At 68.1% G+C, this 22634-nt stretch carries 24 protein-coding genes; 12 read left to right on the top strand and 12 right to left on the bottom strand.

What is annotated here, in order from left to right; translation table 11 throughout:
* Window position 1: 1 nt before the first annotated feature.
* The 3 genes from moaC to AB2U09_RS09575 all read right to left on the bottom strand — a co-directional run bounded on the left by moaC (window position 2) and on the right by AB2U09_RS09575 (window position 2323).
* Window positions 2–514, bottom strand: a complete 513-nt coding sequence (moaC, locus tag AB2U09_RS09585; RefSeq protein ID WP_459192495.1) for a cyclic pyranopterin monophosphate synthase MoaC — start codon at window positions 512–514, stop codon at window positions 2–4.
* The gene (locus AB2U09_RS09580) at window positions 511–1959 is read right to left on the bottom strand and encodes an NAD(P)H-hydrate dehydratase (RefSeq protein ID WP_459192494.1); all 1449 of its coding nucleotides are present in this window, start codon (window positions 1957–1959) and stop codon (window positions 511–513) included. The genes moaC and AB2U09_RS09580 overlap by 4 nt, the downstream gene beginning before the upstream one ends.
* An 85-nt stretch (window positions 1960–2044) precedes the next feature.
* Window positions 2045–2323: an acylphosphatase gene (locus AB2U09_RS09575; RefSeq protein WP_459192493.1), complete on the bottom strand. Its 279-nt coding sequence runs from the start codon at window positions 2321–2323 to the stop codon at window positions 2045–2047.
* 246 nt (window positions 2324–2569) lie between these two features.
* On the opposite strand from AB2U09_RS09575, the gene AB2U09_RS09570 reads away from it, so the two are divergent.
* Entirely contained in the window at window positions 2570–3703 is a 1134-nt protein-coding gene (locus AB2U09_RS09570) for a citrate synthase (RefSeq protein WP_459192492.1), read from the top strand.
* A gap of 39 nt (window positions 3704–3742) precedes the next feature.
* Here the strand turns inward: AB2U09_RS09570 and AB2U09_RS09565 are convergent, their stop codons facing one another.
* Complete coding sequence (locus tag AB2U09_RS09565; protein WP_459192491.1) at window positions 3743–4681, bottom strand: DNA-3-methyladenine glycosylase family protein; 939 nt, start codon at window positions 4679–4681, stop codon at window positions 3743–3745.
* Between the two features lie 137 nt (window positions 4682–4818).
* Here AB2U09_RS09565 and AB2U09_RS09560 point away from each other — a divergent pair, with 137 nt between their 5' ends.
* On the top strand, window positions 4819–5310 hold the full coding sequence (locus AB2U09_RS09560) for a DUF555 domain-containing protein (protein ID WP_459192490.1): 492 nt from the start codon (window positions 4819–4821) through the stop codon (window positions 5308–5310).
* Between the two features lie 206 nt (window positions 5311–5516).
* On the opposite strand, the gene AB2U09_RS09555 is transcribed toward AB2U09_RS09560, so the two are convergent.
* Window positions 5517–5753 (bottom strand): UPF0058 family protein, encoded by a 237-nt coding sequence (locus AB2U09_RS09555; RefSeq protein WP_459192489.1) that lies wholly within the window; start codon window positions 5751–5753, stop codon window positions 5517–5519.
* Between the two features lie 193 nt (window positions 5754–5946).
* Here AB2U09_RS09555 and AB2U09_RS09550 point away from each other — a divergent pair, with 193 nt between their 5' ends.
* Window positions 5947–6351 (top strand): translation initiation factor IF-2 subunit beta, encoded by a 405-nt coding sequence (locus AB2U09_RS09550; protein ID WP_459192488.1) that lies wholly within the window; start codon window positions 5947–5949, stop codon window positions 6349–6351.
* A gap of 14 nt (window positions 6352–6365) precedes the next feature.
* Here AB2U09_RS09550 and AB2U09_RS09545 read toward each other — a convergent pair whose 3' ends face one another.
* The 3 genes from AB2U09_RS09545 to AB2U09_RS09535 form a co-directional block, all read right to left on the bottom strand.
* On the bottom strand, window positions 6366–6545 hold the full coding sequence (locus AB2U09_RS09545; protein WP_459192487.1) for a DUF7836 family putative zinc-binding protein: 180 nt from the start codon (window positions 6543–6545) through the stop codon (window positions 6366–6368).
* 129 nt (window positions 6546–6674) lie between these two features.
* Complete coding sequence (locus AB2U09_RS09540) at window positions 6675–7655, bottom strand: transcription initiation factor IIB (RefSeq protein ID WP_459192486.1); 981 nt, start codon at window positions 7653–7655, stop codon at window positions 6675–6677.
* A 227-nt stretch (window positions 7656–7882) separates the two neighbouring features.
* Complete coding sequence (locus AB2U09_RS09535) at window positions 7883–8398, bottom strand: DUF7549 family protein (RefSeq protein WP_459192485.1); 516 nt, start codon at window positions 8396–8398, stop codon at window positions 7883–7885.
* Window positions 8399–8596: 198 nt separating this feature from the next.
* On the opposite strand from AB2U09_RS09535, the gene AB2U09_RS09530 reads away from it, so the two are divergent.
* On the top strand, window positions 8597–9049 hold the full coding sequence (locus AB2U09_RS09530; RefSeq protein WP_459192484.1) for a DUF5793 family protein: 453 nt from the start codon (window positions 8597–8599) through the stop codon (window positions 9047–9049).
* 69 nt (window positions 9050–9118) lie between these two features.
* Here the strand turns inward: AB2U09_RS09530 and AB2U09_RS09525 are convergent, their stop codons facing one another.
* On the bottom strand, window positions 9119–9901 hold the full coding sequence (locus tag AB2U09_RS09525; RefSeq protein ID WP_459192483.1) for a Sir2 family NAD-dependent protein deacetylase: 783 nt from the start codon (window positions 9899–9901) through the stop codon (window positions 9119–9121).
* Window positions 9902–10240: 339 nt separating this feature from the next.
* Between AB2U09_RS09525 and sucC the strand changes: the two genes are divergently transcribed.
* Together sucC and sucD are read left to right on the top strand one after the other, a co-directional pair.
* Window positions 10241–11392: an ADP-forming succinate--CoA ligase subunit beta gene (sucC, locus tag AB2U09_RS09520; RefSeq protein WP_459192482.1), complete on the top strand. Its 1152-nt coding sequence runs from the start codon at window positions 10241–10243 to the stop codon at window positions 11390–11392.
* The gene (gene sucD, locus AB2U09_RS09515; RefSeq protein ID WP_459192481.1) at window positions 11389–12258 is read left to right on the top strand and encodes a succinate--CoA ligase subunit alpha; all 870 of its coding nucleotides are present in this window, start codon (window positions 11389–11391) and stop codon (window positions 12256–12258) included. The genes sucC and sucD overlap by 4 nt, the downstream gene beginning before the upstream one ends.
* Before the next feature lie 130 nt (window positions 12259–12388).
* Here sucD and AB2U09_RS09510 read toward each other — a convergent pair whose 3' ends face one another.
* Entirely contained in the window at window positions 12389–12940 is a 552-nt protein-coding gene (locus tag AB2U09_RS09510; RefSeq protein WP_459192480.1) for a hypothetical protein, read from the bottom strand.
* 67 nt (window positions 12941–13007) lie between these two features.
* The gene (locus AB2U09_RS09505) at window positions 13008–15821 is read right to left on the bottom strand and encodes a DUF4350 domain-containing protein (RefSeq protein WP_459192479.1); all 2814 of its coding nucleotides are present in this window, start codon (window positions 15819–15821) and stop codon (window positions 13008–13010) included.
* 280 nt (window positions 15822–16101) lie between these two features.
* Between AB2U09_RS09505 and AB2U09_RS09500 the strand changes: the two genes are divergently transcribed.
* From AB2U09_RS09500 to nucS, 5 genes are all read left to right on the top strand, one after another.
* Window positions 16102–16977: a DUF3891 family protein gene (locus tag AB2U09_RS09500; protein ID WP_459192478.1), complete on the top strand. Its 876-nt coding sequence runs from the start codon at window positions 16102–16104 to the stop codon at window positions 16975–16977.
* 76 nt (window positions 16978–17053) lie between these two features.
* Window positions 17054–17236 (top strand): hypothetical protein, encoded by a 183-nt coding sequence (locus AB2U09_RS09495; protein WP_459192477.1) that lies wholly within the window; start codon window positions 17054–17056, stop codon window positions 17234–17236.
* An 82-nt stretch (window positions 17237–17318) separates the two neighbouring features.
* A complete protein-coding gene (locus AB2U09_RS09490) occupies window positions 17319–17489 on the top strand; it encodes a DUF7535 family protein (RefSeq protein ID WP_459192476.1) in 171 nt (56 codons plus the stop codon).
* A 78-nt stretch (window positions 17490–17567) separates the two neighbouring features.
* On the top strand, window positions 17568–18119 hold the full coding sequence (locus tag AB2U09_RS09485; RefSeq protein WP_459192475.1) for a hypothetical protein: 552 nt from the start codon (window positions 17568–17570) through the stop codon (window positions 18117–18119).
* Between the two features lie 57 nt (window positions 18120–18176).
* Window positions 18177–18938, top strand: a complete 762-nt coding sequence (gene nucS, locus AB2U09_RS09480) for an endonuclease NucS (protein ID WP_459192474.1) — start codon at window positions 18177–18179, stop codon at window positions 18936–18938.
* 25 nt (window positions 18939–18963) lie between these two features.
* Here nucS and mutS read toward each other — a convergent pair whose 3' ends face one another.
* Window positions 18964–21780: a DNA mismatch repair protein MutS gene (gene mutS / locus AB2U09_RS09475; RefSeq protein WP_459192473.1), complete on the bottom strand. Its 2817-nt coding sequence runs from the start codon at window positions 21778–21780 to the stop codon at window positions 18964–18966.
* A gap of 521 nt (window positions 21781–22301) precedes the next feature.
* On the opposite strand from mutS, the gene AB2U09_RS09470 reads away from it, so the two are divergent.
* On the top strand, window positions 22302–22634 hold the full coding sequence (locus AB2U09_RS09470; RefSeq protein ID WP_459192472.1) for a thioredoxin family protein: 333 nt from the start codon (window positions 22302–22304) through the stop codon (window positions 22632–22634).

Below are 22634 nucleotides of genomic sequence, written 5' to 3'. Positions count from 1 at the left end.
GTCACAGCGGTCGCTTCGTCTTCTCGACGACTTCGATCGACTCGATGCCGGTGTCGGGATAGTTCCCGTCGGCGTCCTTCTCGGCCGATTTCACCATGTCCCAGACCACGTTGAGACCGGTGGTAGCCCCCTCCAGCGCTTCCATCTCGCAGCCGGTCTTGCCGGTCGTCTCGACGGTGACGGTGAGTTCGATGCGCTCCTCGCCGAACTCGAAGTCCGTCTCGACGTTCGTGATCGGGATCTGGTGACACATCGGGATGGTCTCCCAGGTGTGCTTGACCGCCTGGATCGCGCCGATACGTGCCGTCGCGAGCACGTCGCCCTTCTCGACGCTGTTCTCTCGAACGGCGTCGACCGTCGCCGGGCGCAGGTGGATCGACCCGTGGGCGACCGCCCGGCGCGCCGTGTCGGGCTTGTCGCCGACGTCGACCATCTGGGCCTCACCCGACTCGTCGGTGTGGGTGAGGTCGGCGTCGGTACTTTGGGGGTCGTCCGTCGAACCGTCGTCGCTCACGCCTCGCCACCTCGGTCGGTCCAGAGGACCTCCGGGATTTCGTCGTGCAGGTCGGTCGCGACGAGGCCGTTGTTGCGCCGCTCGTAGACGCGGTCGCCGGCGCGTCCGTTGGTGTAGGCGGCCATCGCGGCCGCGTCGAGCGGGTCCTGCGTCGCCGCGAGCGCCCCCGTGATACCGGCGAGCACGTCGCCGGTGCCGCCCACGGTCATCCCGGCGTTGCCGGTCCGGTTGATTCGGGTCCGCTCGCCGTCGGAGACGACGTCGTAGTCCCCCTTGACGAGGACGACCTGTCCGAGGTCGGAGGCGAACGTCTCGACGTAGCTCGCCCGCTCTTCCCAGTCGTCGGAGACGCGCCCGCCCATCTTCGCGAACTCGCCCTGGTGGGGCGTGCAGACGAGGTCCGCGTCGGTGTCGACCTGCGGCACGCGCGAGAGGGCGTCCGCGTCGACGACCGCGGTCCCGGAGTACCCCGAGAGGATGCCTTCCACGGCTTCCAGCGTCTCCTCCGCGTCGCCGAGCCCGGGGCCGATGACGACCGCGTCGTGGTGGCGGGCCATCTGGAGCAGGAAGCCGACCTGCTTCGGTTCGAGCTGTTTGCCCTGATAGGGGCGGACGATGAGGTCCTCGCTGAACCCCTGGAGTTCCCGCCCGACAACCATCGGGCAGGCGACGCGGACGAGATCCGCGCCGGCGCGGAGCGCCGCCTTCGCCGACAGCGCGGGGGCGCCTGCGTACGGCCCGCCGCCGATGACGAGCACCTCGCCGTTCTGTCCCTTGTGACTCCCGGGGTCTCGGTCGTCGAGCCGCAGCAGGTCGCCGCGTTCGACGAACCGCTCGGCGGCCGCGGGGATGCCGATGTCCGCGACGGTCACGTCGGCGCCCAGCGCGTCGAGGCCGGGCTTGGTTTCGTGGAAGGTGACCACGTGATCGGCGTCGACAGCCGTCTCGGCGAGTTCGCCTGTCTCGGCGTTCATGCCGGAGGGGACGTCCACGGAGACGACCGCCGCATCGCTGTCGTTGATGGCCGCGGCAGCGGTCCGCTCGGGCTCGCGGAGGTCGCCGCTGATCCCGGTGCCGAGCATCGCATCGACGACGACGTCGGGATCGCCGAGGTCGAACCCGGCGGAGTCGCGGACCACGTCGGTGTCGTACTCGCCGGCGTCGAGGGCGGCCCAGTTCTCGCGGGCGATGGCCGTCGAGATGTTCTCCGGGCGGCCGAGCAGTGTCGTCGTCACGTCGAAGTCGTCGAGAAAGCGCACCGCGACGAACGCGTCGCCGCCGTTGTTCCCCCTCCCGGCGACGACCCGGACGCTCGCGCCGAGCCCGGCGACCTCGCGGACCGCTCGCGCGACCGCGTGCCCGCTCGACTCCATCAACTGCTTGCGCGGCACCCCCATCGCCGCGGCGTTCTCGTCGATGACAGCCATCTCGCTGCCAGTAATCATACGCGAGCGTTCGCCCGCCCCGCTGAAAAGGGTGGGGGCAACGGCCGCGGCGGCGAACGTCCCGCGTCGCGGTGACCTCGCGCGGTCAGCGGCGAATCTCGAACCCGTCGAATCCCTCCGGTTCGCCGTACTCGGCTTCCACGTCGTCGACCCGAGCGCGGGAACTCCCCTCGTGACACCACTCGACCATCGAATCCACGGCGTCGGTGGGCCCCTCGAAGACCGCTTCCACTCGGCCGTCGTCGAGGTTCTTCACCCAGCCGTCGACCCCGCGCTCGCGTGCCTCGTCGCGGGTCGTCGCCCGGTAGTAGACGCCCTGTACTCGACCTGAGATGTAGACGTGTGCGTGCGTCCGGTCTGTCATATCTGCAGATACCGACCGGACGCCGAAAAAACGCATCGACCGTCACGGTCGGACTGGCGGTCGGCGTCCAGTCACCGCGAGTCGTTCCTGGCCGGTTCGGTGAGTTCTACGACTGTCGATCACGCCGTCGACAATTGGACACAACTGGTGAAATGCTCGGGAGACGTGGAGACATTTTCCGAATTATCGCGGAAATGCTCGGAGTGTTCCAACAGAGCTTTGGGAGTCTCCCGCAGAGTGGTGGCCATGGGAGATGGCAACCTGAACCGCGGTCTCGAGGGGATCACCGTCGCGGAGACGCGACTGAGCGACATCGACGGCGAGGCCGGCGAACTCACGATCGGCGGGTTCCCGGTCGACGAACTCGCGCGGGCGGCGACCTACGAGGAGAGCGTCTACCTGCTCTTTCACGACCGGCTCCCGACGGCCGAGGAACTCGACGAGTTCAGATCCGATCTGGCCGCACGGCGGGAGATCGGCGAGGAAGTCCGCGCGGTCCTGCGGCGGGCGGCCGACGAGGAGAAACCGGGGATGGACGCGCTGCGGATGGGCGCCGCGGCGGCCAACCTCGGTACCGGGGGGGAGGACCCCGAGGCTGACGCCCGGCGGGTGATCGCGGTCTTCCCGACCATCGTCGCGACGTACTGGCGCTACCGCGAGGGGGAGGAGCCGGTCGAACCCCGCGAGGACCTGCGCCACGCGGCGAACTACCTCTACATGCTGACCGGCGACGAGCCGGACGAGCCCGCGGTCCGCGGGCTGGAGACGTACCTCAACACCGTCGTCGACCACGGGCTGAACGCCTCGACGTTCACCGCGCGAACGGTCGTCTCGACGGAGTCGGACGTGGTCTCGGCGGCGACCGCGGCGGTCGGCACGCTCAAGGGGCCGCTCCACGGCGGCGCGCCCGGCCCCGTGCTCGACATGCTCCGGACCGTCCACGAGTCCGGTGACCCCGAGGGGTACGTCCGCGAGAAGCTGGAGGCCGGCGAGCGGCTGATGGGCTTCGGCCACCGGGTCTACCGCGTTCGCGACCCGCGAGCCGCAGTCCTCGAAGCGGCCGCCTCGGAGTTCTACGAGGAAGCCGGCGACGACGACTTCTTCGACTCCGTGCGGGCCTTCGAGGAAGTGGCCGTCGACCTGCTCGAAGAACACAAGCCGGGTCGCCGCCTCGACACGAACGTCGAGTTCTACACCGCGGCCCTGCTGGACGGCGTCGGCGTCCCGAAGGAACTGTTCACGACGACCTTCGCCGTCTCACGGGTCGGCGGCTGGACTGCTCACGCGCTCGAACAGCTCGACGACAACCGCCTCATCCGCCCGCTCTCCGCGTACGTCGGCGAACACGACCGCTCGTGGACGCCGGTCGACGAGCGGTAGGCCGTCGCGACGCTGCGGCAGTTTCTCTCCGGTTCCGCGCTACCGCAGGTAGTGGAAGACGTAAGTCTGCGCGTAGCCGGCGTACTCGCCGCCGAAGGCCTCGCGGATAGCGCGGGAGGTCTCGGCGTAGTTGCCGCGGTCGCAGTCGGGGTAGTACTCCTCGATGGTCGTCCGGATCCACGTGTCGAGCGGGACCGCTTCGAGGAAGTCGAGCGCGAACAGGGCCACGCAGTCGGCCACCTTGTCGCCGACGCCGACGAACCGCGTCAGTGACTCGCGGGCGTCCTCGTAGTCGAGGTCGGCGGCTTCCTCGGGGTGGGCCTCACCCTCGGCGATCATCCGCGCGGTTTCGAGGACGTACGGGGCGCGATAGCCCAGCCCGAGGTCGCGCAGTTCGGCCTCGGTCGCGGCGGCCAGCTGCTCGGCCGTCGGGTAGGCGTGGTAGGTCCGCCCGTCGAACTCGACGGTCGTCCCGAAGGCTCGTTCGAGTTCGCGTTGCATCCCGTGGATGCGGCCGACGCGCATCTGCGCCGAGCAGATGAACGAGACGAGGCAGGGGACGACCGGGTCGTCGACGAGGCGCATCCCCCAGTAGGCGTCGAAGGCGGATTTTAGCAGGTCGTCGTCCGGCGTCGCCGCGCGGATGGCCGGCAGGTCGTCGCCGAGGCGGAACCGCTCGCGGAGGATCGGGGTCGCGTCGATCGACGACTCCCACTCCAGTCGGTCGTCGACCTGCCGGACGCGGACCACGGCGGGCTTGCCCTCGGCCCACTGCTCTGCGGGGGTCGCGCGGGCGCCGCTGTCGTCGACGCGGACCACCGTCTCGTACCAGTGGTCGCCGCCGAAGACGGCGCTCTGGTCGTACATCTTCCCGTCGGCGCGGTCCCAGAGGTACGACTGACCGCTCTCGACTGTCGACTGGAGGTCGAACGAACCGGGGAACTCCGAGAGGGCAAGGGCGCCGCGCTCCGTACTCATACCCGGACAAGGCGCGCGGTCGGCATTTCCCTTTCGAGTCGGTGTGGAGCGAGCCGCGGTCCACCGTGACCGACCCGCAAGTGTGTGGGGTGCTATCGAGGCTAACCTTCATGTCGCTGCGAGACAGATACCGATCTATGAACTGCAGAGTTGTCGTCGAGGCCGCGGTCCCCGTCTACGACGTCGAAACGGAGGACGAGGCGGTCCGGATCGCCATCTCGAAGACCGGCGAGATGCTCAATCCGGACCTCAACTACGTCGAGATCAACATGGGCGAGCGCTCGTGTCCCCACTGCGGCGAGGACCTCGAGCCGGCCTTTATCGCCGCCGACGAGAGCCTCGTCGCGCTCGAACTGGAGATCACCGTCTTCAACGTCGAGCGCGAGGAGCACGCGGCCCGCATCGCCCGCAAGGAGATTGGACAGCGCTTGGAGAACATCCCGCTGGAGGTCCTCGAGATCGAGGTCACCGACGAGGACGACGAAGACGAGTCGGACGAATCGGAATCGTCGAGCGACGACGTCTCCGAGGGATCCGGCGACGAGAGCTCCGACACAGCTACCGAGACGAGCGACGACCGCGAGGAGGAGATCCTCCCCGAATTCGAAGAGCTCATCGACGAATCGTAGGCGCCGACCGGGCACGCGGCACTGCAGTTCATTCTGGTAGACCTGGGCCGAGGCACTTCCTCGAGTAGCGTGCCGTACGGACTGAAGATGCCGAAACAAGGGAACGGAGACGCCGAGCAGACCGGCCGCGAGAGGACGGGGAGACGGCGAACGCGAGAGACTGCAGTCAAAGTAGATAGTGAGTCCGACAGAACGGGACTGCTCGTTCAGTCAGCGGAGGCCGGGACGCGCTCGCGCGACTCGGTCTCCATTTCGGACGTGATGCCTTTCGCCAGTGCGAAAACAGCGTTCTTGTGGTCGGTCTTCGATTTGTGGATGGACGTCGGCTTTACCCCGAGGGACGTGTACTTATCGTGTTCCACCTCTTCCCCTGTCTCCATCTCGTAGTGATTCTCCACCTGAGCAAGCAGGCCGTGAAGGTGAATGAGCTCCTGCTTTTTCATAGTCAACCGGTCCTAGCCACTGGAGGGTAATAGTAGTATCCTGAGTCGCGTTAACATGGGGCTGCTTAAAAACCGTGTACAAAAGCGTCTCGATACGGATCCGCTCGCGTCGGGAACCGCAGCGGGGCGGCCGGATTCGGCCTCGTGGGGCCGGGTTGAAAGACTTTTATCGGCGGACAGGCTTCTCATCGGTATGGACTACGACGACATGCTCGACCGGGCACTCGACGAGACGCCGGACATCGAGGGGAGCTCCGACCGGTTCGAGGTGCCGGACCCGGAACTCCGTCAGGAGGGGAACGTGACCGTCTACGAGAACTTCCAGGACACCTGCGACGTGCTCGGCCGCGACGACGACCACGTCATGCAGTTCCTGCAGAACGAGATCGGGACGAGCGGCCACATCGACGAGAGCGGCCGCGCGCGACTGACCGGCGAGTTCAGCGCCCGCCGCGTCAGCAACGCGATCGACGAGTACGCCGACGAGTTCGTCATCTGCCCGGAGTGTGGGCTCCCGGACACGCACTTCGAGCGCGAAGGAGGGGTGCTCCTCCTCCGGTGTGAGGCCTGTGGCGCGCGATCGGCGACGAGCGGATAATCGAGCGGTCGCGACTAACTCAGCGTTTTCAGCGTCTGCAAGTCGCGGTCGGTCCGCGTGAACTCCGCGAGCCGCCGGCTCGCGTGACAGTTCGGGCAGTGATAGACGTCGGTATGTGCAGGCAGGTCAGTCGGCGTCGATTCCCAGTCTTTGGTACATTCCGGACAGAGCAATCTGACGTACGCTTCCTCCATGCGTGATAACTACACGCACGCCCGCAAGATAAAAAGACCGGTGCGGCGAGTTCCGTCGCCGCGAGCGACACGTCGTCGGTGAACCGTCGGATCGGCTGCGACCCGCTGGATCGCCTCGTCGGGCCCCGATCAGGCCGGGGCGTCGACGGCTTCGAGCAGCTCCTTGTAGCGGTTACGGATGGTGACTTCGGAGATGTTGGCCACCTCGCTGACCTCGCTCTGGGTGACCTTCTCGTTGGTCAGCAGGGCGGCGGCGTAGACGGAAGCGGCTGCGAGGCCGACGGGGCTCTTGCCGCTCAGGATACCCTGGTCGCGCGCGCTCTCGATGAGTTCGCGAGCGCGACGCTCGGTGTCGTCCGAGAGGCCGAGATCCGAGACGAACCGGGGGAGGTAGCTCTCGGGGTCGGCGGGCTTAATCTCGAGGTTGAGCTCGCGGACGACGTAGCGGTACGTCCGGGTGAGCTCCATCTTCTCGACGCGCGAGACGGCCGTCATCTCGTCGAGGCTCCGCGGGGTGTTGGCCTGTCGCGCAGCAGCGTACAGCGCAGACGTGGCGACGCCCTCGATGGAGCGGCCGGGCAGGAGGTTCTCCTCCAGCGCGCGGCGGTAGATGACCGAGGCGGTCTCGCGGACGGTCTTCGGCAGGCCGAGCGCCGAGGCCATGCGGTCGATTTCGCCGAGTGCCTGCTTGAGGTTGCGCTCTTTAGAGTCGCGCGTACGGAAGCGCTCGTTCCAGGTGCGCAGGCGCTGCATCTTCTGGCGCTGATTGGACGACAGGGAGTTCCCGTAGGCGTCCTTGTTCTGCCAGCCGATGTTCGTCGAGAGCCCCTTGTCGTGCATCATGTTCGTTGTCGGCGCTCCGACGCGGGACTTCTCGTCTTTCTCCGAGGGGTTGAACGCTCGCCACTCGGGGCCGTGGTCGATCTCGCCCTCTTCGACGACGAGGCCGCACTCCGAACAGACTGTCTCACCGTGTTCGGTGTCGGCGTCGAGCCGCCCGCCGCACTCCGGACACTCGCGTTCGCTCGTCTGTTCGCTCTCGGTCGCCTCCTCCTGCAGTCGTTCCCGCGTCTGTTCCTCGGCGCCGGTTCGGATTGACGTGTCGCTCATGATAGGTCTCTGGAGCGGCTGGCCGGTGGCGAAAACCATATATTCCGGCGCCGCAGTTCCTAACACTACGTAAGGCCGAAAAGAACTTAAACCTTTCGCTGAAATCGCCGTGACAATGGATCACAGATGGCTCGTAATCAGCTATGTCACGGACTATCGAACGGGATCCGGAGAGATCTGTGAAAACTGCGCAGATCGACCGACGGCCGGTAGTTTTATGTACGATATCAGGTCCGCTCGACCCGGAGCAACATCGCGGCGAAGACCCACATGAACAGGGCGCCGACGGGGGCGGTCGGCTGGTGCTGGAAGAACATCGCCGTCGCGGCGGTGAACACGACCGCGAGAATAGCGAAGCAACCGCCGAACAGCCGAACCGGGTCTACGGGGATTTGCTCGGCGAACGCGTCCTCGCGTGCGTAGTAGATGACGCTCAGTGCGAGCACGAGCGCGAAGAACGCCGCGGCCGCGAGCCAGATCTGTCCTTCGAGCACCTGGTTGTCGGGGACGAACCCGGGGATCTCGGGGACGAACTGTACGAGCTCACCGAGGGACTGTTCGCCGAGCGAGAGGCCGAAGACGTAGTGGAACTGGAAGAAGACGAACCTGATGTTGACGACGGTGAACGTGGCGTCGAGGCCCCGCGGCGACTCCCTGAGGACGGACACCGACCAGGGGAGGAGGGCAGTCAACCACGTCGCGACGACGGCGAGTTCTCCGGCGTACTCCGATCGGACCCACATGCGCGTGGGAAATCGCCGTTCGGGGTCGTATAAAAGCTACCGGGTCCGGTCCCACGGTCGCTCACGGCCACGATATCCCGCTCGATGGCGGCCCCGAAGCCCCGGTCGGCCGGCAAGGGCCGAAACCGGAATTCCTCCGGCGGAGACCGCCCCCGGCGTTACGTTCATGGCTCCTCGCGTCCTAGTGTGGGGTGTCGAATGAGGCGCGATTACGTCACGCTGGACATCCGCCAGGCCGACCAGAGCGGCGACCACCTGCCGACGGTCGTGCTGTCGTACGACGGGCCGACTGACCTGCTCGAGGAGCGCCTCACAGACTCCGCCGGCAACCCGCTCGACCGGGAACGAATCGACGTCGCGTTCCGCCGCCAGTCCGACGGCGACGACGCGAGCGGCGTCTTCAGCCTCGCGAATCGGATGACCGGGGAGTTCATCGTCGAGGTCAACGCCGGGGCCTCGACGATACAGACGCTCGTCGACGCCGCCCGCCGCGACGACGACCCCGATGACGCCGAGGGCTGCTACCGCGTCGTCGTCCGCCGCGACGGCGAGGAAGTCGCGTCCTACGAGAAGCGGACACTCCTCGTCTACGACGGCGAAGGCAGTCTCCTCCGACAGCACAGCCTGATACCGAGCGGCGTCGAACTGTAGTCCCCCGGCTGGCTCCCCGTCCCCGAGGGCCCTTCCCGACAGGGTGTGGAAAGACGGCCCGTTCTCCCGTTACCGGCGCTCGACCGCATTGACCAGCGCCGGCAGCGCCTCCGTCACGTCCGCCCGCAGGTCGTAGTCGGCCCGCTCCGAGTACGCCGTGGATTCGAGGTTTATCACCGCCAGCGTCGCACCCGCCTCGGCCGCGATCTCCGGGAGTATCGCTGCGGGGCGAACGGTCAGGGACGACCCGATGGCCAGGAACACGTCACAGCGCCGCGCCGCGGTCTGGGCCCGATCGAACTCCTCGTCCGGTAACCCTTCTCCGAACAGCACAACGTCGGGCTTGAGGACGCCCCCGCAGTCGCACGTCGGCGGCCGCTCACCGTTGCGGACCCGCTCCCAGACGGGATCGGTCGGTTGCGTCGCGCCGCAGCCGTCACACACGACGCGGGCGCTCGTCCCGTGGAGTTCGACCACCGATTCAGATCCCGCGGCCGCGTGTAATCCGTCGACGTTCTGGGTGACGAGCGTGTCGAGGTGCCCCCGCGATTCGAGCGTCGCGAGCGCCTCGTGGGCCACGTTCGGTTCGACGCCGTCGCCGTACATCGTCTCCCGGAGGGCGAGGCGGTCGGTCCAGAACCCGGCGGGGTCGGCGTCGAACCGGCGACGGTGGAAGTCGGTCTGATCGTGGGTCTCCCAGACCGGGTCGGGCGTATCGTCGTCCGTGGATTCGCCCCGGAACGGGGGGATCCCCGACGGGACGCTCACCCCGGCGCCGGTCAGCGCGACCGTGCGGTCCGCGGCCGCGATCTCGCTCGCGAGCGCGTCGACCGCCGACTCGTTCGATTCCATGTCGCTTGGCACGGCCGAAGCCCGGAAAAGCGAATCGGCACGCCGAGCATGGAGACGCCTCTCGGTCGACGCGGGCCGGAGAAGGTACGGAAAGTGAGGGGGGTGAGTGGTGGGTACGGTCGCAGAGAGTTAGTGGGGTGGGTGGGTGATGGGTGGGTGAGTGAGACGCAGATTCCGGCACCAGACGGTGCCGACACTCCTCGTAAAGCAGTCGGTGGTTAAACCCCTTTCGCCGCCATTTTCAAACGTGATATCTGGTTCCGGGAATACCCCGTCACGGGTGGGTCTCGGGTCGGATGAACGGGATTTAAGCGGTCCCCGAACGGCGTTTCGAGTGACATGCGATTGCACGAATATCAGGCCAAGCAGGTCTTCTCCGACGCCGGTATCCCGACACCGGACGCGGAGCTGGCCGGGACCGTCGACGAGGCGGTCGCCGCGGCCGAGGAGATCGGCTATCCGGTCGCCGTGAAGGCACAGGTACACGTCGGCGGACGCGGGAAAGCCGGCGGGATCAAACTCGCCGAGGACGAGGATGAGGCCCGCGAGGCCGCCGAGGACATCCTCGGGATGGATCTCAAGGGATACACCGTCGAGCGCGTGCTGATCGAGGAAGCCGTCGACTTCGTCAACGAGCTCTACGTCGGCGTCACGATGGACCGCGGCGAGGGCAAGCCCGTCGCGATGGTCTCGACCCGCGGCGGCGTCAACATCGAGGAGGTCGCCGAGGAGGACCCCGACGCCATCGCCCGCGAGCACATCGACCCCGCCTTCGGCATGCACCCCTATCAGGCCCGCAAGGTCGTCTACGACGCCGGCGTCGACCGCGCCATCGCGAACGACGTCGCCTCGATCCTGACGACGCTCTACCAGCTGTGGGACGACCGCGACGGCTCCGACGCGGAGATCAACCCGCTGATGGTCACCGGCGACGACGAGGTCATCGCCGCCGACGCCGTCTTCAACGTCGACGAGGACGCCCTGTTCCGCCAGCCCGAACTCCAGGAGATGGAGGAAGAGGGCGAGTTCGCCGAGAGCGAACTCGAGCGGAAGGCCGACGAGTACGGCTTCGACTACGTCCGTCTCTCGGGTAACGTCGGCATCATCGGCAACGGCGCCGGTCTCGTCATGACGACGCTCGACCTCGTCGACCACTACGGCGGCGAGCCCGCGAACTTCCTCGACGTCGGTGGCGGCGCGAAGGCCGACCGCATCGCCAACGCGCTCGACATGGTCTTCTCGGACGAGAACGTCGACTCCGTCGTGTTCAACATCTTCGGCGGGATCACCCGCGGCGACGAGGTCGCCAAGGGGATCAACCAGGCACTCGAACAGTTCGACGAGATCCCCAAGCCGGTCGTCGTCCGCCTCGCGGGCACTAACTGGGAGGAAGGCATGGAGATCCTCAACGAGGACCTCGTCACGGTCGAGACGACGCTGGAGGACGCCGTCCAGCGTGCGGTCGAGTACGCCGAGGAGGTGGAAGCATGAGTGTCCTAGTCGACGAAGACAGCCGCGTTATCGTCCAGGGTATCACCGGCGGTGAGGGCAAGTTCCACACCGAACAGATGATCGAGTACGGGACCAACGTCGTCGCCGGCGCCGTCCCGGGTAAGGGCGGCCAGGAGGTCGCGGGCGTCCCCGTCTACGACACCGTCCAGAAGGCCGCCGAGGAGGAAGACGCCGACACGTCGGTCGTCTTCGTCCCGCCGGCGTTCGCCGGCGACGCGCTCTTCGAGGCGCTCGACGCGCCGCTCGAACTCGTCGTCGCCATCACCGAGGGCATCCCGACCCAGGACATGGCCCGCGTCAAGCGCGCCGAGGAAGAGACCGACACCTACCTCGTCGGTCCGAACTGTCCCGGCCTCATCACGCCGGGCGAGGCCAAGCTCGGCATCCTGCCGGGCAACATCTTCGAGGCCGGCAACGTCGGCCTCGTCTCTCGCTCGGGCACGCTGACCTACCAGGTCGTCGACAACCTGACCCAGCGCGGCATCGGCCAGTCGACCGCAATCGGTATCGGCGGCGACCCGATCATCGGCACGTCGTTCATCGACGCGCTCCAGCTGTTCGAGGACGACCCCGACACCGACGCCGTCGTCATGTGCGGTGAGATCGGCGGCGAGGACGAGGAGCAGGCCGCCGCGTTCATCGACGAGCACATGGACACGCCGGTCGCCGGCTTCATCGCCGGCCGTACCGCCCCGCCGGGCAAGCGCATGGGCCACGCCGGCGCCATCGTCTCCGGCTCCGGTACCGGCACCGCCCAGTCGAAGATCGACGCGCTCGAATCCGCGGGCGTCCCCGTCGGCGACACCCCCGAGGAAGTCGTCGACAACGTCGAAGACCTGCTGTAGCGGTCCGCCTTCCGCTTCTCGATTTTTCTTCGCGCCGCTCGGTGCGTCCGCGCAGGCTGTTCCGTTACCGAAAGCGGAGCCGCTGCCGAGCGGTGGTTCCAACTGAATGAGTTCGAAAACGGGGAAAGCGTCAGCTGCTGTCCGGGGCCGTACCGGCCGGCATCTCCGTCTCCGCTGGCGTCTGCAGCGGTTCTCGACCCGCAGTTCCCGTTCCCGGACCCGAGTCGGTCGTCGGCGCCAGACACTCGACGGTGACGGTCGCTCGCACGTCGAAGCCCACAGCGCCGTCGCCCGCGACGGAAACCTCGACGGGGCGGCGCTCGCGCGGTCGTGTGCACGTGACTTCGACCGTCGCTTGCCGCCCGGGCGCGAGCGAGCCGATGGCGCCGTCGCCATCGAAGACCGCTCTCCCGTCGTCGACGGCTCGCTGGACGCTGACGGCGGGGTCCGTGACCGTCACGTCGTCGATCGTAATCGGCTCGCCGAGCCCGTTCTGGATCTTCAGTACCGCCGCGGTCTCGCCGACGACGACCCCGCTGCCCGTTTCCGTGACGCCGACGAACCCGTCCTCGTCGCCGACGACCGAGACCGACGCCGACCGCTCGACGCCCGTCGAACTCGCGCTCATCGTCCCCGACGCGAGCAGCAGCGCCGCGACGAGGGCGGCTCCGACGACCAGCATTCGTCCGGTCGATTTCATCTCGAACACGGTGTGTCCCCTCGACCCTGACCAGCCGGACCGATCCGGGTCAACCGCTGTAGCTCTCTTCGATCACGGTGGTCCCGTCCGGATCCGCGACGATCACGGTGTCGCCGCCGTTGTTCCAGACGGCCACGCCCGAGTTGCCCCAGTAGCGCTCGGTCGCCGTATCCTGGCCGTCGCCGCTGTAGAGTTTGACCGTCTCGCCCGGCCCCAGCATCAGCGAGTCGAAGGTGTAGCTGTTGTCGGCCTCGTCGGCCACCGTGTACCCCGACAGGTCGATCGACGCGTCGCCGTCGTTCGTGAACGCGACGTACTCGTCGTCGATCGGGTCGCCGTCGGGATCGGAGACGACCTCCTCGAGGACGAGCGAACTCTCACCGCTGTCGCTCCCGTAGGCGGCGAACAGCGGACCGCTGTCGTCGAAGTTCGTCGTCGTCGGGTTCTGTGGGCCGCCGAGGTTGTTCGCGTCGTCGGTGACCGCCGAACCGGTCCGGAGGTCGCTCCCTAAGGCCGCAGCGAGCGAGTCGAGGTTCGATCGCGCCGTGTCCGCGGCGTCGGCGCCCGAACTCGTGAGGACGACGGCCCCGCCGTTCTCGACGAAGGACTCGATCTCGCTGATCTCGCCGTCGTCGAAGGCCTCAGACGGCGCTGTCACGACGAGCGCTCGCGCGTCGGCCAGATCCGGGCCGTACTCGTCGCCGTAGTCGTTGGTGGCCTCGAAGCCGATCCCCTGTCCTTCGAGATAGCGGCCGTAGTGGGCGGCGTCTTCGGCCGAGAGCGCGTAGTCGGCGGCGAACTGGCCGTGGCCGCCGTCGATGAGGATGTCGCCCTCCCGTCCCTCCGCAGTGAGGTCGTCGATCAGGTTCGTCAGGAACGCCTCGTTGCCGAACGGTTCGACGCCGGGGCCCCCCTCCTCGGAGTGGAAGGACTCGTCGACCAGCGGCCCGCCGACCACTGCCAGTCGAGCGCTCTCGTCGACGCCGACCAGCGGGTCGCCCGCTTCCGAGCGGACGGGGACACGGTCGTCGGCCAGCGATCCGCCATCGGCCGTGATGGCCGTCGGATCGGGGAAAAACAGCTCCGAGACCGGGTCGTTGCGGACCGGCGGCGTCGACTCGACGTCGCTGTCGGCCCAGAGCCCGCGGCCGTTGGCGCGGGCGTCGGCCTCGGCGCTCCAGAACTCGTCGTGGCGGCCGAGTCCGGAGTCGTAGACGCGGGCGTACCCCTGGCGGATCACCGTCTCGTTGTAGAGGTCGCCGTCGACTTCGAGGAAGCCGATCAGTCGACCGTAGTTCCCGCGTAGCCCCTCGTTCTCGTCGAACGAGAGCGTCACGGTCGCGCCGCCGAGTTCCTCCTCGGCGAAGGAGGTGGCTTCCGACCCCCACGCCGCCAGCGTCTCGGGGTCGTCGATACCCTCCCACTCGGCGGGCCGTTCGCTGCTGGCGCCGGTCTCGGGCGTGTCGTGGCCGACCGTCCGAACGGTGTCGACGGCTCCGTCCGGGAACTCGACGTCGACCGTGTCGCCGTCTGCGACGCTGACGACTTCCACCTCGTAGGTCTCGCTCGTGTCCAGTTCGAGGCCGAGCCCCGAGCGGTCTTCGAACAGTTCCGGATACTCGTCGTCGTTGAAGTTCTCGGTCACAGGTGTAAACGCGGCTCCCGCGTTGTTCTCCTCGTCGACGACCTGATTGTCGTTGAACCGGATATCCGTACCGACGGCCGCGGCGAGGTCGTTCAGGTTGCCCGTTTCGTCGTAGTCGCTGTAGTCCGACTGGTCCATCAGCACCAGTCTCCCGCCGTCGGCGACGAAGTCGGCGAGGGCGTCGGTCTCCGCCTCGTCGAAGGCGTCGGACGGCGAGGTGACGACCGCCACGTCCGCGTCGCCGAGATCGGCGGTGAGGTCGGTCGTCGCCTGGAAGTCGAACTCCTCCGCGTACTCTGCGAAGGTGGAGAAGCTGTCGAGCGTGTAGAACTGGTCGTGACTTTCGTCCCAGCAGGCGGTCCCGCTCTCCGCGAACTCAACGAGGGCGTTGCGGAGGAACTCCTCGTTGCCGTAGGTGCCGAAGTCGGTGTCGTTGGTCCCGAACGGGACACCGAACGCGAGGACGCCGCCGTCGGCGGCGACGAGCGGGATCGACTCGCCGTCGCCGTACGGCTCCGCGTCGCCGTTGCCGTCCTCGTCGACCGAGGTCGCGGTCGACTCCGCAGCGACGACCACCGCGTCGTCCGCGAGCGGGCCGTCGGCGCCGAGGAGCCCGGCGGTCGAGTCGAAGACCAGCGGATCGATGCGTTCAGTCTGCCCGTTTCCCTCGTCGTCGCCCCCCTCTCCGGGCTGGCTTCCACCCTCGCCGTCACCGGGTGGCTCAGCCGTCGCGCGGACGGTCAGGTCGACGGTGTAGGTGTCGAGTTCGGCACCGGTGTCGACGTAGACGCCGAGGGAGAGCGCGTTCCCGACCGCGACCTCCGCGGCCGCGCTCTCGTCGAGCGGGGCGGTGCGGTCCGAGTGGTAGAGGTACAGCTCCTCGTCGGTGAACGCGTCGGTCGTCACCTCGGTCCAGACGTAGACCGGCTGGGTCCCGTGGTTGACGACCTCGAACGTGTCGTCGAAGGCGTAGACGGAGTTCGAGGTGAGTCCGGTGCTCCCCTCGCCGAACGCGATCTGGAGGCGATCGCCGGTGTCGTCGGCGTACTCGCCGTTCGGCCCCTCCCCCGGTTCGAGCGCGAGGAGGCCGTCCGCGTCGTCGGCGACGGAGACAGTCATCTGGCGATTCGCCGCGGCGCTCGAGAAGGCGCCCGTCCCGAGCGCGGCACTCACCCCTGCGGTGGTGCCGAGTCCAAGCAGTAGCTGGCGTCGTTTCATTGGTGGATGCACTGCTCCCGGTCGCGGGAGCGTCTCTCCGCGACCGGCCGCCCCGATTCCCACACCCAGGCGAAGCCGCGGATACCGATGGCGATGCCGGCCTCCGGGAAGTGTCTCGCTAATAGGTCAATGTAGTGGTCTGTTCCCCTCGCTGTCTCTCAGTTCCGTTCGGATCCGATCAGTAACTCGCAACCAGCAGTCCAACATTCACGCGGAACCGACGGAAAGGGACGACCGCCCCGAGCGACGACACTTTCCCGGTGACGCCCGAACGACGGGCATGATCGTCGCCGAGACGGCGGAGGGCTACCAGTTCGTCAGCCAGCCCGACCACGCGGTTCTCGCGGGGCAGTTCGCCGACGCCTGGGGCAGCGACGAGTTCGACCGCCCGGAGCCGTTCGCGTCGCTCGCGCTGGCGGCCTACGCCCACGACACGGGCTGGCGGGCCTACGACCGCCACCCGCACCTCGACGACGAGGGCGACCCCGTCGACTTCCGCGATATGCCGCCCGACATCTGGGTCGACCTCTACGACGACGGCATCGACGCCGTCGCCGACGTGGACGACTACGCCGGTCTGCTCGTCTCGATGCACGGCGCCGGCCTGCGTAACCAGCGCTACGGCCTCTCCCCGGAGTGGCCCGAGACGCCGGCGCCCTTCCGGGGGTTCGTCGACCGGGAACACCGACGCCAGCGACAACTGCTCGACGCGCTGCTGGCCGACGAGCGCGATGGCCCCGCCCCCGTAACAGAAGCCGACCGCGACCTCCTGTCGTCGCTCCACGAGTCCAGACGAGTGGCCGACGGCTACGCCGGGCGCCTGTGGGACGACTACCGCCGCCTCCAGGCGTGGGACGCGCTCTCCCTCTCGTTCTGCATTACCGACTCGCCGCCCGGCTACGGTGAGATAGATGCCGTGCCGACGACTGACGGAGATGACGCAACGCTCTCGATAGTCTCGGTCGGGGACGGGGCCTACCACATCGATCCTTACCCGTTCGAGACTGCACCGCTAGACGTGACCGTCCGGGTCCGGACCGTCGACGAATCGGTCGTGACGGACGAGTCGTCGCTCGCCCGGGCGTACTACGACGCCGGCCTGGAGACGCGAACGGTCACGCTTCGGTCCGCGGAGAGCGCGAGCACCGACGAGTAAGCACGGGCAGGCCGGCGTCGCGGAGCCGTGGCGGCCCCGCCAAAGCGATTTACCACCGGACCCTCTGTGGTGTGGTATGAAAGACCAGGCGTGGCGATCGGTCGAGGTCGTCCGGAACAACAACGGGGAACCGCACGTCCTCCAGCAGAAGGTCACCGTCTACACCGCGGGCGTCGATGAGGAGTCGTCGGGCTACACCAAACCCGAGATCCAGCACCGGCTCGTCCCGCTCAAGAGTCTGGTCGAATTCGACGATTGAAAGCGGCCGGGCCGGTGCCGTCCGGCGGTGTAGTTGCCGCATTATCGTAACGTACTTGCGAATTCCTGCCGTAGTTCTGCGTATGGTCCGAAGCGTGTCGTCTTCCTCCGGTCTCAAACCGAACGGTGAGATGAACGCCATTGGGTTGCTCGTCGCCGCCGGGATGGCGGTCGTCATGCTGCCGCTTCTCCCGTTTTTCGTCGTTCTCAAGGTGGCGAGCTGGTTCCGCGGCGGCGACGGTCACGCGGGCTGACACCGCCACTCGGCGAGGACGTCACCGGACTCCCGGTCCGAGCATTTATGGGGGAGAGCGGGACCAACCCGACTCGCCGTGGGAGCGCGTGCGATGGTCGCCGTGGCGCGACCGGACGGCCGGTACGACTGCTACCACTCCCAGTGGGGTGGCGAGCACCTCGACCGGCTGGTCGCGTCCGTCCGGGACGGGGAGGTGCCCCCCGACCTCGTCGACCCGGACTCAGTCGACACGACCGTCCCGACCAGCCGCGTCCTCGATCGGCTCGGATCACGAGGCTACGAGGCGCTGGTCGCGGCCGACGGGACGGTCGAGGCGTTCCTGGTCTGCCGGCCGGGCATCGAGACTGGCCGACAACCAGACGCCGAGGCCCCAGCAGGGACCCGCGACGACGCGGCGGCGTCGTTTGTCCGTGACGCCGTCGTGCTCGTGCCGCGGACCGACGCGGCGGCCGCCGCGCGCATCCGACGGTTTTCACGTACCGCGAAAGGTGTCCTCGGAGACGCCGTCGACGCCGGCCTCCTCCCGGAGTGGATGGCGACGGCGTACCTCGCCGTCCGGCTGGCCCGCCACCCCGACGTTCGCGACCCGATTCTGTGGATTCCGCGAGGGGGTGACGGCCCGACGTAGCCCAGTTTTCCGTCCCGTGTCGCGCGGTTTTTACCCGCTGACCGGCAAGGGAGAGGCGTGACTGCCGTCGATGACGGACTCCGGCTGGAGACGCGCGAACGCCCCGACCACCGGACCGCCCGCGACCTCGTCGCCGAGGCCATCGAGACGGGCGCGCTGGTGACCGTGGTCGGCCAGTGTACGGTCGACTACGAGGGTCGCGCGTCGAGCACGCTCGGTCCCGGCGAGCGGCTGGTGATGCTCAAACCCGACGGTGCTGCGCTCGTCCACACCGACGAGGGCCAGCAACCGGTCAACTGGCAACCCCCCGACTGCGACCACGAGGCGACCCTCGACGAGGACGGTCGACTGGTCGTCGAGAGTCACCGCGAGAATCCGGAGGAACACCTCGCGGTGACGTTCGAGTCGGTCCTCGAAGTGTCGGCCTACGGCCTGACCGACGAACGCGACCTCTCGCTGTCAGGCACCGAGGAGGACCTCCGCCAGCGCATCCTCGACGAGCCGTCGCTGGTCGAGAAGGGGTTCATCCCGCTGGCGACCGAGCGCCAGACGCCGGCCGGCGCGGTCGACATCTACGGCGAGGACTCGGAGGAGCGGGCGGTAGCGGTCGAACTCAAGCGCCGCCGCGTCGGCCCCGACGCCGTCGGCCAGCTCGGCCGCTACGTGGACGCGATGGAGCGGGACCTCCACGCCGACACGGAGGTCCGGGGCATCCTCGTCGCCCCTTCGGTGACCGACCGGGCGAGTCGGCTGCTCGCCGAGCGTGGCCTGGAGTTCGTTCCGCTGACGCCGACGGGGCCCGCGGAGTCGACGGACTGACTGGAATCAGATATTCTCCCGCCGCTCACTCGTCGAGCGACGACTTCAGGTCGGCGAGCGCGTTCATGGCCTCCAGCGGGGTCATCGTCGCCACGTCGAGCGCTTCGAGCTGGGCCGCGAGCTGCGACTCCGGCGATTCACTGCCGGCGTCGCCGATGGGTCCACGGTCGCCGATACCGCTGGGATCGGCAGCGCCAGCCGAATCCTCGCCGTCGTCGGCCGTGTCGCTGACTCGGACGGACTCGGAGGCGTCGTGGCCGTTCGTCTCGACCGAGGGGTCCCCTGCACCGCCCGCGTCGCTCTCGTCCAGCAGTTCGCGGGAGCGCTGGACCACCTCGCCGGGGACGCCGGCCATCTTGGCGACTTCGATGCCGTAGGAGGCGGCCGCGGCGCCCGGTGCGACCTCGTGTTCGAACGCAACGTCGTCGCCGTCGCGCTCGGTCTCGAAGTGGAGGTTGAACACGCCCGACAGTTCCTCGGCGATAGCGGTCAGCTCGTGGTGGTGGGTGGCGAACAGCGTCGTCGCGCCCACCTCGTCGTGGACGTGTTCGGTGACCGCGCGGGCGATGGCGAGGCCGTCGGCGGTGCTGGTGCCCCGGCCCACCTCGTCGAGGAGGACCAGCGAGTCCTCGGTGGCGTTCTGCAGGATGTCCGCGAGTTCGGTCATCTCGACCATGAACGTCGAGCGCCCGCCGGCGATGTCGTCGCTGGCACCGACGCGGGTGAAGACCCGGTCGACCACCGGCAGGCGGGCCGACGCGGCGGGGACGAAGCTGCCCGCCTGCGCGAGGACGGCGATGAGCGCGATCTGGCGCATGTACGTCGACTTCCCGCTCATGTTCGGGCCGGTGATCACCGCGAAGAAGTCGCGGTCGTCGAAGTGGGCGTCGTTGGGGACGAACCGCTCCTCGGTCCGCTCGACGACCGGGTGCCGCCCGGCCTCGACGTCGAACCCGTCGGCGCCGACCTCCGGCCGGCAGTAGTCGAACTTCGCCGCCACGCTCGCGAACGAGACGAACACGTCCAGCCGGGCGAGCCGGTCGGCGAGCGCCTGCACCCGCTCGGACTCTTCGGCGACCTCACGGCGGACCTCGCAGAACAGTTCGTATTCGAGGTCGTCAGCGCGGCCCTCGGCGCGGATGATCTCGTCCTCGCGCTCCTTGAGCTCCGGCGTGACGAACCGCTCGGCGTTCTTCAGCGTCTGGCGGCGGGTGTAGTCGTCGGGGACGCTGTCGAGGTTGGGGTCGGTCACCTCGATGTAGTAGCCGTGGACGGAGTTGTGGCCGACCTTCAGCGATCCGATGCCTGTGCGCTCGCGCTCGCCCGCTTCGAGGTCGTCGATCCACGCCTTGCCCTCCCGCTCGGTCTCGCGGAGCGCCGCGAGTTCCTCGTCGAACTCGGGCTTGACGACGCCGCCCTCCGTGAGTTCGGCGGCGGGGTCCTCCTGGATCGCGTCGTCGACCAACTCGCGCACGTCAGCCAGCGAGTCGAGGTTCTCCCGCAGTTCGACCAGAGTCGCCGACTCGGCGTCTTCGAGCGCGGCCTCCACGTCGGGGACGACCGCGAGCGTGTCGTGGAGCGACCGCAGGTCGCGGGCGTTCGCCCGGCCGCGGGCGACCCGGGATACCAGCCGCTCGACGTCGTAAACGTCGTCGAGCAGTTCGTGGAGGCGCTCGCGCAGTGCCACGTCGCCGGTCAGTTCCGCGACGGCGTCGTGTCGTGCGGCGATGCGGTCCTCGTCCAGCAGGGGGCGTCGGAGCCAGTCGTTTAGCTTCCGGCGGCCGAGCGCGCAGGCGGTCTCGTCGAGCGCGTCGACGAGCGTCAGTCCCTGGTGACCGTGGACCGCCCGCCGGTCGAACAGTTCGAGGCTCTCCAGGGCGACCCGGTCGAGCAGCATGTACTCGCGGGGGTCGTAGCGGGTGAGGTGGTTGATGTAGTCGAGCGAGGCGTCCCCGGGTGCGGCGTCCGGGTCGGCCACCTCCGCGGACGAGTCGTCGCCGATATCGCCGGCGTCGGGGTTGCCACCGCGGGTGTACTCGGCGTAGGCCAGCAGCGCGCCGCAGGCGCGAACTTCGACGTCCGCGGCGAGACCGAGGTCGCCGAAGTAGGCGTCCACGCGCTCGTGCGCTCGGTCGGCCTCGAAAGCGGTCCGCTCGTACGGGGAGACCATGCAGTCGCCGTCGAACACGTCGACCGGCGCGTCGGGCCCGACGATGGCCTCCGCGGGGGCGAACCGCCCGAGTTCGTCCGCGATCGAGTCGAGACGGCCGGCGCTCGTGGTGTAGCAGTCGCCGGTCGAGACGTCCAGCAGGGCCAGCCCGTAGGGGCCGTCCTCGTCCGCCGTCGGCTCGGTCACCGGGCGGTCGCGGTCGGCGTTGGCAGCCGATCCGCCGCCGTCGCCGCCGCCCGCGGTCAGGCAGGCGACGTAGTTGTTGTCGGGGCTGCGGAGCAGTTCGTCCTCGGTCAGCGTCCCCGGCGTGACGACGCGCGTGACGGCGCGGTCGACGACGCCGGTCACCTCGTCGGGGTCCTGCACCTGGTCGGCGACGGCTACCCGGTAGCCCGCCTCCAGCAGGCGCTCGATGTACGACTCGGCGTTGTCGATGGGAATGCCCGCCATCGCGTACTCGCCGGTCGAGTCCTCGCGCTGGGTGAGCGTGATCTCACAGAGGCGCGCGACCCGCTCGGCGGCTTCGCAAAACGCCTCGTAGAAGTCCCCCACCTGAAACAGCACCAGCGAGTCGTCGTACTCCCGGCAGAGTTCGAAGTACTGGGCCATCATCGGCGTCAGGTCCTCTTCCCGCTCGGCCATCTTCGCCGGCGCTCCCAGTGCCGCGTCCATGGGTGTGAGACAGCGGACCGCCCGGGTTATATCCATCGGGTCTCCGTCTTCGAACGGTTCGCTCGGTCGGATCCGATACCGATGACTCGACCCGTTTCGGCCCGACGACTATCTCGATAGACGACGGTACCGCGACCGCAGGGACCGCTAGTGTCGGGAACAGCGTGAAAGCCCCATCCGTCTGCACTCCCGCGGCTCGTTGCGCGCTTCGGTCGCTCCGCTCCCTGTAGTGCTTACGTCGCCGGGGTTCGTGCAGACGGCTGCCCCTTTCATTCCCACCCACGTAGAACGCCGATCAGTCTGTGCGGGTGGGAATGAAAGGGGCGACGCGTTCGACGAAGGCGGACGAAGTAAGCACTGGACCGAGCGAAGCGAGGGAAGCGCGCAACGAGGCCCCCGAGTCGAACGCGTCGGGGCTTTCACGCTGTTTGCGGTCGACCTGCTCCCCGAATCGCCGTCTCTTCGATTCTCACAGACACAGAGGCGCGATGCTTACCTGACGCGACCACTTACAGCCGATCATGGCCGCAACCCACGACCGACCGATCACGCCGTCGAGCCGCGACGACCTCGACGAACTCGTCGCGGACAACGAGCGCGTCCTCGTCGAGTTCCACACCGCGGGCTGTGGGAAGTGCAAGGCGATGGAGCCGGTCCTGAGCGGCGTCGCCCGGACCACCGACGTGGTCGTCGCGACGATGAACCCGCGCGACGACCCGGTGCTCGTCGACGAGTACGACGTCCGCAGCGTCCCGAAGCTCCTGCTGTTCGTCGATGGCGACCTCGTCGGAACCCGCGAAGACGGCGTGCTGAGCGTCGAGGAAGTACAGGCGTTCGTGAACGGCGAGGAATGA

It is taken from the genome of Halosimplex yunnanense (assembly GCF_054504345.1).
Note: the sequence above shows the minus strand (reverse complement) of the source record. Positions and strands in the feature narration are given on the sequence as shown.

Bases quoted from the DNA above. Each gene is read 5' to 3' on its own strand.
- AB2U09_RS09535 (WP_459192485.1), bottom strand. From the start codon at position 8,398: ATGTGGGTCCGATCGGAGTACGCCGGAGAACTCGCCGTCGTCGCGACG.
- AB2U09_RS09510 (WP_459192480.1), bottom strand. From the start codon at position 12,940: ATGCTGGTCGTCGGAGCCGCCCTCGTCGCGGCGCTGCTGCTCGCGTCG.
- AB2U09_RS09505 (WP_459192479.1), bottom strand. From the start codon at position 15,821: ATGAAACGACGCCAGCTACTGCTTGGACTCGGCACCACCGCAGGGGTG.
- AB2U09_RS09575 (WP_459192493.1), bottom strand. From the start codon at position 2,323: ATGACAGACCGGACGCACGCACACGTCTACATCTCAGGTCGAGTACAG.
- AB2U09_RS09530 (WP_459192484.1), top strand. From the start codon at position 8,597: ATGAGGCGCGATTACGTCACGCTGGACATCCGCCAGGCCGACCAGAGC.
- AB2U09_RS09525 (WP_459192483.1), bottom strand. From the start codon at position 9,901: ATGGAATCGAACGAGTCGGCGGTCGACGCGCTCGCGAGCGAGATCGCG.
- mutS (WP_459192473.1), bottom strand. From the start codon at position 21,780: ATGGACGCGGCACTGGGAGCGCCGGCGAAGATGGCCGAGCGGGAAGAG.
- AB2U09_RS09470 (WP_459192472.1), top strand. From the start codon at position 22,302: ATGGCCGCAACCCACGACCGACCGATCACGCCGTCGAGCCGCGACGAC.
- AB2U09_RS09560 (WP_459192490.1), top strand. From the start codon at position 4,819: ATGAACTGCAGAGTTGTCGTCGAGGCCGCGGTCCCCGTCTACGACGTC.
- AB2U09_RS09580 (WP_459192494.1), bottom strand. From the start codon at position 1,959: ATGATTACTGGCAGCGAGATGGCTGTCATCGACGAGAACGCCGCGGCG.
- AB2U09_RS09490 (WP_459192476.1), top strand. From the start codon at position 17,319: ATGGTCCGAAGCGTGTCGTCTTCCTCCGGTCTCAAACCGAACGGTGAG.
- AB2U09_RS09540 (WP_459192486.1), bottom strand. From the start codon at position 7,655: ATGAGCGACACGTCAATCCGAACCGGCGCCGAGGAACAGACGCGGGAA.
- sucC (WP_459192482.1), top strand. From the start codon at position 10,241: ATGCGATTGCACGAATATCAGGCCAAGCAGGTCTTCTCCGACGCCGGT.
- AB2U09_RS09555 (WP_459192489.1), bottom strand. From the start codon at position 5,753: ATGAAAAAGCAGGAGCTCATTCACCTTCACGGCCTGCTTGCTCAGGTG.
- AB2U09_RS09570 (WP_459192492.1), top strand. From the start codon at position 2,570: ATGGGAGATGGCAACCTGAACCGCGGTCTCGAGGGGATCACCGTCGCG.
- AB2U09_RS09500 (WP_459192478.1), top strand. From the start codon at position 16,102: ATGATCGTCGCCGAGACGGCGGAGGGCTACCAGTTCGTCAGCCAGCCC.
- AB2U09_RS09565 (WP_459192491.1), bottom strand. From the start codon at position 4,681: ATGAGTACGGAGCGCGGCGCCCTTGCCCTCTCGGAGTTCCCCGGTTCG.
- AB2U09_RS09545 (WP_459192487.1), bottom strand. From the start codon at position 6,545: ATGGAGGAAGCGTACGTCAGATTGCTCTGTCCGGAATGTACCAAAGAC.
- AB2U09_RS09495 (WP_459192477.1), top strand. From the start codon at position 17,054: ATGAAAGACCAGGCGTGGCGATCGGTCGAGGTCGTCCGGAACAACAAC.
- sucD (WP_459192481.1), top strand. From the start codon at position 11,389: ATGAGTGTCCTAGTCGACGAAGACAGCCGCGTTATCGTCCAGGGTATC.
- AB2U09_RS09550 (WP_459192488.1), top strand. From the start codon at position 5,947: ATGGACTACGACGACATGCTCGACCGGGCACTCGACGAGACGCCGGAC.